The 7065-nt window shown below is 71.4% G+C and carries 5 protein-coding genes and 1 pseudogene; 3 read left to right on the top strand and 3 right to left on the bottom strand.

Going from position 1 to position 7065, the window contains the following annotated elements; all coding sequences use genetic code 11:
* A pseudogene (locus ACIPSC_RS38855) lies at window positions 1–207 on the top strand (haloacid dehalogenase); the annotation flags it as partial.
* Between the two features lie 85 nt (window positions 208–292).
* Here the strand turns inward: ACIPSC_RS38855 and ACIPSC_RS38850 are convergent.
* From ACIPSC_RS38850 to ACIPSC_RS38840, 3 genes are all read right to left on the bottom strand, one after another.
* Complete coding sequence (locus tag ACIPSC_RS38850) at window positions 293–1012, bottom strand: SDR family NAD(P)-dependent oxidoreductase (RefSeq protein ID WP_400835091.1); 720 nt, start codon at window positions 1010–1012, stop codon at window positions 293–295.
* Between the two features lie 571 nt (window positions 1013–1583).
* Window positions 1584–2873, bottom strand: coding sequence for a citrate synthase (locus tag ACIPSC_RS38845; RefSeq protein WP_400835088.1), 1290 nt, complete (start codon window positions 2871–2873; stop codon window positions 1584–1586).
* A 224-nt stretch (window positions 2874–3097) separates the two neighbouring features.
* Window positions 3098–5347 (bottom strand): ATP-dependent RecD-like DNA helicase, encoded by a 2250-nt coding sequence (locus ACIPSC_RS38840; protein WP_400835085.1) that lies wholly within the window; start codon window positions 5345–5347, stop codon window positions 3098–3100.
* A 160-nt stretch (window positions 5348–5507) separates the two neighbouring features.
* Here ACIPSC_RS38840 and ACIPSC_RS38835 point away from each other — a divergent pair, with 160 nt between their 5' ends.
* Window positions 5508–6338, top strand: a complete 831-nt coding sequence (locus ACIPSC_RS38835; protein WP_400835082.1) for a VOC family protein — start codon at window positions 5508–5510, stop codon at window positions 6336–6338.
* Between the two features lie 174 nt (window positions 6339–6512).
* Window positions 6513–6965: a GNAT family N-acetyltransferase gene (locus tag ACIPSC_RS38830; RefSeq protein WP_400835079.1), complete on the top strand. Its 453-nt coding sequence runs from the start codon at window positions 6513–6515 to the stop codon at window positions 6963–6965.
* The last annotated feature ends 100 nt before the right edge of the window (window positions 6966–7065 follow it).

The following is a 7065-nucleotide window of genomic DNA, read 5'->3' as shown; positions in this document are numbered from 1 at the left end:
GCCGCCGCCGACGCCATCCGCCTCTCCCGCCGCACCCTCGCCACCATCAAGGGCAACCTCTTCTGGGCCTTCGGCTACAACGTCGCCGCCCTCCCGCTCGCCGCCGCCGGCCTCCTCAACCCGATGATCGCCGGCGCCACGATGGCCTTCTCCTCGGTCTTCGTGGTCACCAACAGCCTCCGGCTGCGCCGCTTCCGGCCCTCCTGAGGCCGGAACGCCGAAGGCCCGTACCGCGCGGCGGTACGGGCCTCCGCCATGACGGGCGGGGGGCTCGGAGCTCGGGGCTCGGAGCTCAGCGGCCGAGCAGCTCGCCGCCGTTGCAGTGCAGGATCTCCCCGGTGATGAAGCCGGCCTCCGGCGAGGCCAGGAAGTGGACCGCCGCCGCGACCTCGCCGGTCTCCCCGATCCGGCCGAGCAGGGTCCGGGCCGCCCGGCGGGAGACCTCCGCCTCGTCCAGCCGCGGGCCGAAGAACTCGGTGCCGGCCACCGTGCCCGGCGCGACGATGTTGGCCGTGATGCCGGAGGTGCCGAGCTGGGCGGCGAGGAAGTGGTTCCAGGCGTGCAGCGAGGCCTTGGCCGCCCCGAACGAGCCGGCCCCGCGCAGTGCGGCGATCGAGCTGATGGTGACCACCCGGCCGGAGCCCGGGGTGAGCCGGTCGCGGATGGACTCGGTGAGCAGCACCACGGTCAGCACGTTGCGCTCGAAGTCTCCGCGCCAGCGGGCCAGCAGGGCGTGCGGGCCGCCGCCGATCACGGTCTCCCGGCTACCGGCGTTGTTGACCAGCACGTCGATCTGCTCGGGCAGTTCAGCGAGTGCCGCCTCGACGGCGTCCGGATCCGCGAGGTCACAGACCAGCGGGGTGACGTTCGGTCCCAGGTCGGCCGCGGCCTGTTCGAGCACCGCTCGCCGGCGGCCCACGATCACGACCCGTTCGCCCGCGTCGGCGAAGCGGCGCGCCACCTCGTACCCGATCCCCGTGCCACCGCCGGTGACAACCACGTTCCTGGCCATCTGCGCACTCCCTCCCCAGTTGCGCCGCCACGCTGCGAGGGTGCGGGGCGGTCCGTACCGGAATGCCACGATTCCTATCACGCTCGGTTGCCGTGACTGCGGGGAGGGTGACGTCGCCGCCGCCGGAAGGTGTGGTATGGGCGGGCCACCACGCGCACACGGAGCGTGGCGAGAGGCAGCTCACACCCCCCGGGCGTAACTTCTCGCGCCCAGATACGTCTTAGGTTGGTAGTGCGGCAGTTTTCGGTGGGCGGCGGCGTGGTGAACGGCTTCACGTCACCGCACGGCCACCGCTGCCGCCGACGGGGCTCCGGCGGGCCCCGGGACGGTCGCCGAGTCTCGGCGACCTTCGCGCACGGCGCCGGGGTGTGGCGGGTCAGGGACGCTTTGAGCGGCCGTCCCGGGCTGCGGCCGCCCCGGAGTCGTGCGCCGTCTGTCTCCCGTCCTCACGACGGGACGGCGAAGGGCCCGGCCGCGCAGTGCGGCCGGGCCCTTCGAGGTCCCACGTCGGCGGTCCCGGCTCAGCGGGGCCTGGTCAGCGACCGGTCAGGCGCCAGTGACCGGTTGCGGATCAGCGGTCGCCGAGCTCGACGTAGTCGCGGATCGCGGTGCCCGTGTAGATCTGACGCGGACGGCCGATGCGGCTGGTCGGGTCGTTGATCATCTCGTGCCAGTGGGCGATCCAGCCCGGCAGCCGGCCGAGGGCGAACAGCACGGTGAACATGCTGGTCGGGAAGCCCATGGCGCGGTAGATCAGGCCGGTGTAGAAGTCCACGTTCGGGTAGAGCTTGCGCGAGACGAAGAAGTCGTCCTTGAGCGCGTGCTCCTCCAGCTTGAGCGCGATCTCCAGCAGCTCGTCGGACTTGCCGAGCTGGCTGAGGACCTCGTGCGCCAGCTGCTTGACCTGCGCGGCGCGCGGGTCGAACGCCTTGTACACGCGGTGGCCGAAGCCCATCAGCTTGACGCCGTCCTCGCGGTTCTTCACCTTGCGGATGAACGCGTCGACGTCGCCGCCGTCCTTCTGGATGCTCTCCAGCATCTCCAGCACCGACTGGTTGGCGCCGCCGTGCAGCGGGCCCCAGAGCGCCGAGATACCGGCCGAGATCGAGGCGAACAGGTTGGCGTGGCTGGAGCCGACCAGGCGCACGGTGGACGTCGAGCAGTTCTGCTCGTGGTCCGCGTGCAGGATCAGCAGCTTGTCCAGGGCGTTGACCACGACCGGGTTGAGCTCGTAGTCCTCCGCGGGGACGGCGAACGTCATCCGCAGCAGGTTCTCGACGTAGCTCAGGTCGTTGCGCGGGTAGACGAAGGGCTGGCCCATCGCCTTCTTGTACGCGTAGGCCGCGATGGTCGGGAGCTTCGCCAGCAGGCGGACCGTCGACAGGTGCCGCTGGGCGGCGTCGAACGGGTTGTGGCTCTCCGGGTAGAAGGTGGAGAGCGCGCCGACCACCGAGGACAGCATCGCCATCGGGTGGGCGTCCCGCGGGAAGCCCTGGAAGAAGCGCTTGACGTCCTCGTGCAGCAGGGTGTGCTGGGTGATCTCGCGGTTGAAGTCCGACAGCTGGTCGGCCGTCGGGAGCTCACCGTTGATCAGGAGGTACGCGGTCTCGATGAAGCCGCCCCGCTCGGCGAGCTGCTCGATCGGGTAGCCGCGGTACCGCAGGATGCCGTTGTCGCCGTCCACGAAGGTGATCGCGGACTTGTACGCGGCGGTGTTACCGAAGCCGTTGTCCAGGGTGACCAGGCCGGTCTGCGGGAGCAGCTTCGAGATGTCGAAGCCGGCGTTGCCCGCAGTGCTCTCGACGACGGGGTACTCGTACTCGCCGTCCTGGTACCGCAGTACTACCGAGTTGTCGCTCACGTCTTCCTCACCGACGAAATGAATCCTCTTCCAAGGTGCCCTGACTGTCTCTACCATCCCCCATCTGGAGGACAGCCGCGCACCCGGGGTGGCCCGAAAGGGACCACCCCTACAAAACCTGCCGCCCCAGCCGGTACGAACCGGACAAGATCGGCACCACCCCAGGCTCTGCCGTAAATCTCTTCACGTCAAGAGAACAATAGAGGCAACCATCCGTTGGAGAATCATCCAGTGGCCAGCCGGTGATCCAGCGCGGCGTGCCTCCGACCTGCGCTGACAGCCCGAACGGCCTGCCCGATCGCCTTCCGTGACCCCACCAGCACCACCAGTTTCCTCGCCCTGGTCACAGCCGTGTAGAGCAGGTTCCGCTGGAGCATCGTCCACGCGGACGTGGTGACCGGAATCACCACCACCGGATACTCGCTCCCCTGCGACCGGTGGATCGTCACCGCGTACGCATGCGCCAGCTCGTCCAGCTCGTCGAAGTCGTACGGCACCTCCTCGTCCTCGTCGGTCAGCACCGTCAACCGCTGGTCGTCGGCGCTGAGCGCGGTCACCACTCCCACTGTGCCGTTGAAGACCCCGTTCCGCCCCTTGTCGTAGTTGTTGCGGATCTGGGTGACCTTGTCCCCCACCCGGAACGTCCGCCCGCCGAACCGCCGCTCCGCCAGCCCCTCCCGGGCCGGCGTCACCGCGGCCTGCAGCAGCGTGTTCAGGTTCCCCGCGCCCGCCGGCCCCCGGTGCATCGGCGCCAGCACCTGGACGTCCCGCCGGGCGTCGTACCCGAACCGCTGCGGGATCCGACGCGCCACGACGTCCACCGTCAGCCCCGCCGCCCGCTCGGTGTCGTCCTCCACGAACAGGAAGAAGTCCGCCATCCCCTCCGTCAGCGGCGGCAGCCCCTCGTTGATCCGGTGCGCGTTGGTCACCACCCCGGACTGCTGCGCCTGCCGGAAGATCCTGGTCAGCCGCACCGACGGGATCGGGCTCCGCTCCGCCAGCAGGTCCCGCAGCACCTCGCCGGCACCGACCGAGGGCAGCTGGTCCACGTCCCCCACGAACAGCAGGTGCGCCCCCGGTGCCACCGCCTTGACCAGCTTGTTCGCCAGGATCAGGTCCAGCATCGACGCCTCGTCCACCACCACCAGGTCCGCGTCCAGCGGCCGGTCGCGGTCGTACGCCGCGTCCCCGCCCGGCTTCAGCTCCAACAGCCGGTGCACCGTGGACGCCTCCACCCCGGTCAGCTCCGACAGCCGCTTCGCCGCCCGGCCGGTCGGCGCCGCCAGCACCACCTTCGCCCGCTTCGCCAGCGCCAGCGTCACGATCGACTTCACCGTGAACGACTTCCCGCAGCCCGGACCCCCCGTCAGCACCGCGACCCGCTCGGTCAGCGCCAGCCGCACCGACTGCTCCTGCTCCGGGGCCAGCTCCGCCCCCGTCTGCTTCGCCAACCACCCGAGCGCCACCGGCCAGTCCACGTCCGCGAACCACGGCATCCGGTCCGCGTCCGCCCGCAGCAGCCGCAGCAGCTGGTTGGAGAGCGAGATCTCCGCCCGGTGGAACGGCACCAGGTACACCGCGGTGATCGGCTCGCCGTCGTCCGACGGCACCGTCTCCCGCACCACCCCCTCCGCCGCCACCAGCTCGGCCAGGCAGTCGATCACCAGCCCCACGTCCACCTGGAGCAGCTTCACCCCGTCCGCGATCAGCCGCTCCTCCGGCAGGTAGCAGTGCCCCTGGTCGCTGCTCTGCGACAGCGCGTACTGCAGCCCCGCCTTCACCCGCTCCGGGCTGTCGTGCGGGATGCCGACGGCCTGCGCGATCCGGTCCGCCGTCAGGAAGCCGATGCCCCACACGTCCGACGCCAGCCGGTACGGCTCCTGCTTCACCACACCGATCGAGCCGTCCCCGTACTGCTTGTAGATCCGCACCGCGAGCGACGTCGACACACCGACGCCCTGGAGGAAGACCATCACCTCCTTGATGGACTTCTGCTCCTCCCAGGCCACCGCGATCTTCTTCGTCCGCTTCGGCCCGAGCCCCGGCACCTCGATCAGCCGGCCCGGCTCGTTCTCGATCACCTCCAGGGTGTCCACCCCGAACCGCTCCACGATCCGCTCGGCGAACCGCGGCCCGATGCCCTTGATCAGCCCCGACCCGAGGTAGCGCCGGATCCCCTGGACAGTGGCCGGCAGCACCGTCGTGTAGTTCTCCACCACGAACTGCCGCCCGTACTGCGGGTGCGACCCCCAGCGCCCGTGCAGCCGCAGCGACTCCCCCGGCTGCGCACCCAGCAGCGCACCGACCACCGTCAGCAGGTCGTTGCCCCCGCGCCCGGTGTCCACCCGGGCCACCGTGTAGCCCGTCTCCTCGTTCGCGTAGGTGATGCGCTCCAGCACGCCTTCGACCTGGGCGAGCTGACGCGGCTGGTCCGCCCGGCCCGCCGTCGACTGCTGCTGCGACTGCCCGGCCACCCGGCCCCCTTTACCAGTACGGGTGCACTTCCGCTACGCACCGTACCGCCCGGGTGCGACAGCCGGTGGCCGGATGCCAGGCTGGTACCGGTAGAGGGGGATCTCTCCGCCCCGGCCCGCGACCCCGCGGCGACGGGCCCGCCCAAGGAGCCGTGCCGCCATGCTCACCACCGCCGTCACCCCCGGGTCGCCCAACTGGCTCGACCTCACCAGCCCGGACACCGCCGACTCCGCGACCTTCTACGCCACCGTGCTCGGCTGGACCTTCGCGGCCCCCGACCCGGAGGACGGCAGCCACGGGCTCTTCCGGCAGTACGGCCGCACCGTCGCCGCCGTCGGCCCGGTCGGCGCCGACGACGGCGACCCGGCCTGGACGATCTCCTTCTGCAGCCTCGACGTCGACCGGACCGCCGAGCTGGTGGAGACCGCCGGCGGCCTCGTCCACACCACCGCGTCCGACGCCGCGGCGACCGCCGCCGCGGCCGCCGTCCCGCTCGCCACCCTGGCCGAGGCCCGGACGCTCCACTGCACCGACCCGACGGGCGCGCGGTTCGCCGTCCGCCAGCCCGGCCGGACCCCCGGGCTGGAGGCCGTCACCGAGCCCGGCACGTTCTGCTGGGCCGAGTGCTACAGCGTCGACGCCGAGGCGGCCAAGGCCTTCTACCGCGCCGTCTTCGCCTGGCAGGAGCAGGACGTCCCGTTCGGCGAGGCGATGTACACCGTCCTGACACCGGCCGGCGGCGGCACCGACGACGCCCATGGCGGTCTGATGCAGCTCAGCCCCGAGCACACCGCCGCGGGCACCGGCTCGCACTGGCTCCCCTACTTCGAGGTCCCCAACGTGGACGCGGCCGTCGCCCTCGCCGAGCGGCTCCGCGCGACCGTCCGCACGGCGCCGACGGACGTGCACGGCGTCGGCCGGCTCGCCCAGCTCGCCGACCCGTACGGTGCCGTGTTCGCCGTCATCACCAGTGCGGCGTCGAGCGGGTGACAGGAGGTCACCCGCTCGGCCCCTCGTCGAGCCCGTCTCGCGGGGCCTGGAGGGCCTGCAGGGGCGCTCAGGGCGCCGGCGGGGGGAGCGTGGACGCGAACGGGGCCGAGCGGGGCCCTGCCGGTGCCGGTAGCGGGCTGCAGCGGCGCCTGTGGCACCGCCTAGGCTGTGATCATGACCGACCTGACGATCCGCCGGGCCACCGCCGACGACCTGCCGGCGATAGTGGCCATGCTCGCCGACGACCCCCTGGGCGCCACCCGCGAGAGCCCCGACGACCTGACCCCCTACCGGACGGCCTTCGCCAGGATCGACGCCGACCCGCACCAGCACCTCGTCGTCGCCGAGCGCGCCGGCCGCACCGTGGGCACCCTCCAGCTGACCGTCGTTCCCGGCCTCTCCCGCAAGGGCTCCACCCGCACGATCATCGAGGCGGTCCGGATCCACGCCGACGAGCGCGGAAGCGGGCTCGGGACCGAGCTGATCCACTGGGCGATCGACCGCTCCCGCGAGCTCGACGCCGACCTCGTCCAGCTCACCTCCGACGCGACCCGCACCGACGCCCACCGCTTCTACGAGCGCCTCGGATTCGTCGCCTCGCACCTCGGATTCAAACTCAAGCTCTGATCGTCCGGAAACGCAAAGAACCCCCGATCCGGAATGGATCGGGGGTTCTTCGGAATGATTGTTCGGCGGCGTCCTACTCTCCCACAGGGTCCCCCCTGCA

The sequence above is a fragment of the Kitasatospora sp. NPDC090091 genome, from assembly GCF_044747365.1.
In the GTDB taxonomy this organism is placed as follows: Bacteria; Actinomycetota; Actinomycetes; order Streptomycetales; family Streptomycetaceae; genus Kitasatospora.
The sequence above is the reverse complement of the archived record's forward strand: the minus strand, read 5'-3'. Positions and strand labels throughout refer to the sequence as shown.

What these genes read in the sequence shown, in the direction of transcription:
- ACIPSC_RS38830 (WP_400835079.1), top strand. Translation starts at nt 6,513, where the DNA reads ATGACCGACCTGACGATCCGCCGGGCCACCGCCGACGACCTGCCGGCG.
- ACIPSC_RS38850 (WP_400835091.1), bottom strand. Translation starts at nt 1,012, where the DNA reads ATGGCCAGGAACGTGGTTGTCACCGGCGGTGGCACGGGGATCGGGTAC.
- ACIPSC_RS38835 (WP_400835082.1), top strand. Translation starts at nt 5,508, where the DNA reads ATGCTCACCACCGCCGTCACCCCCGGGTCGCCCAACTGGCTCGACCTC.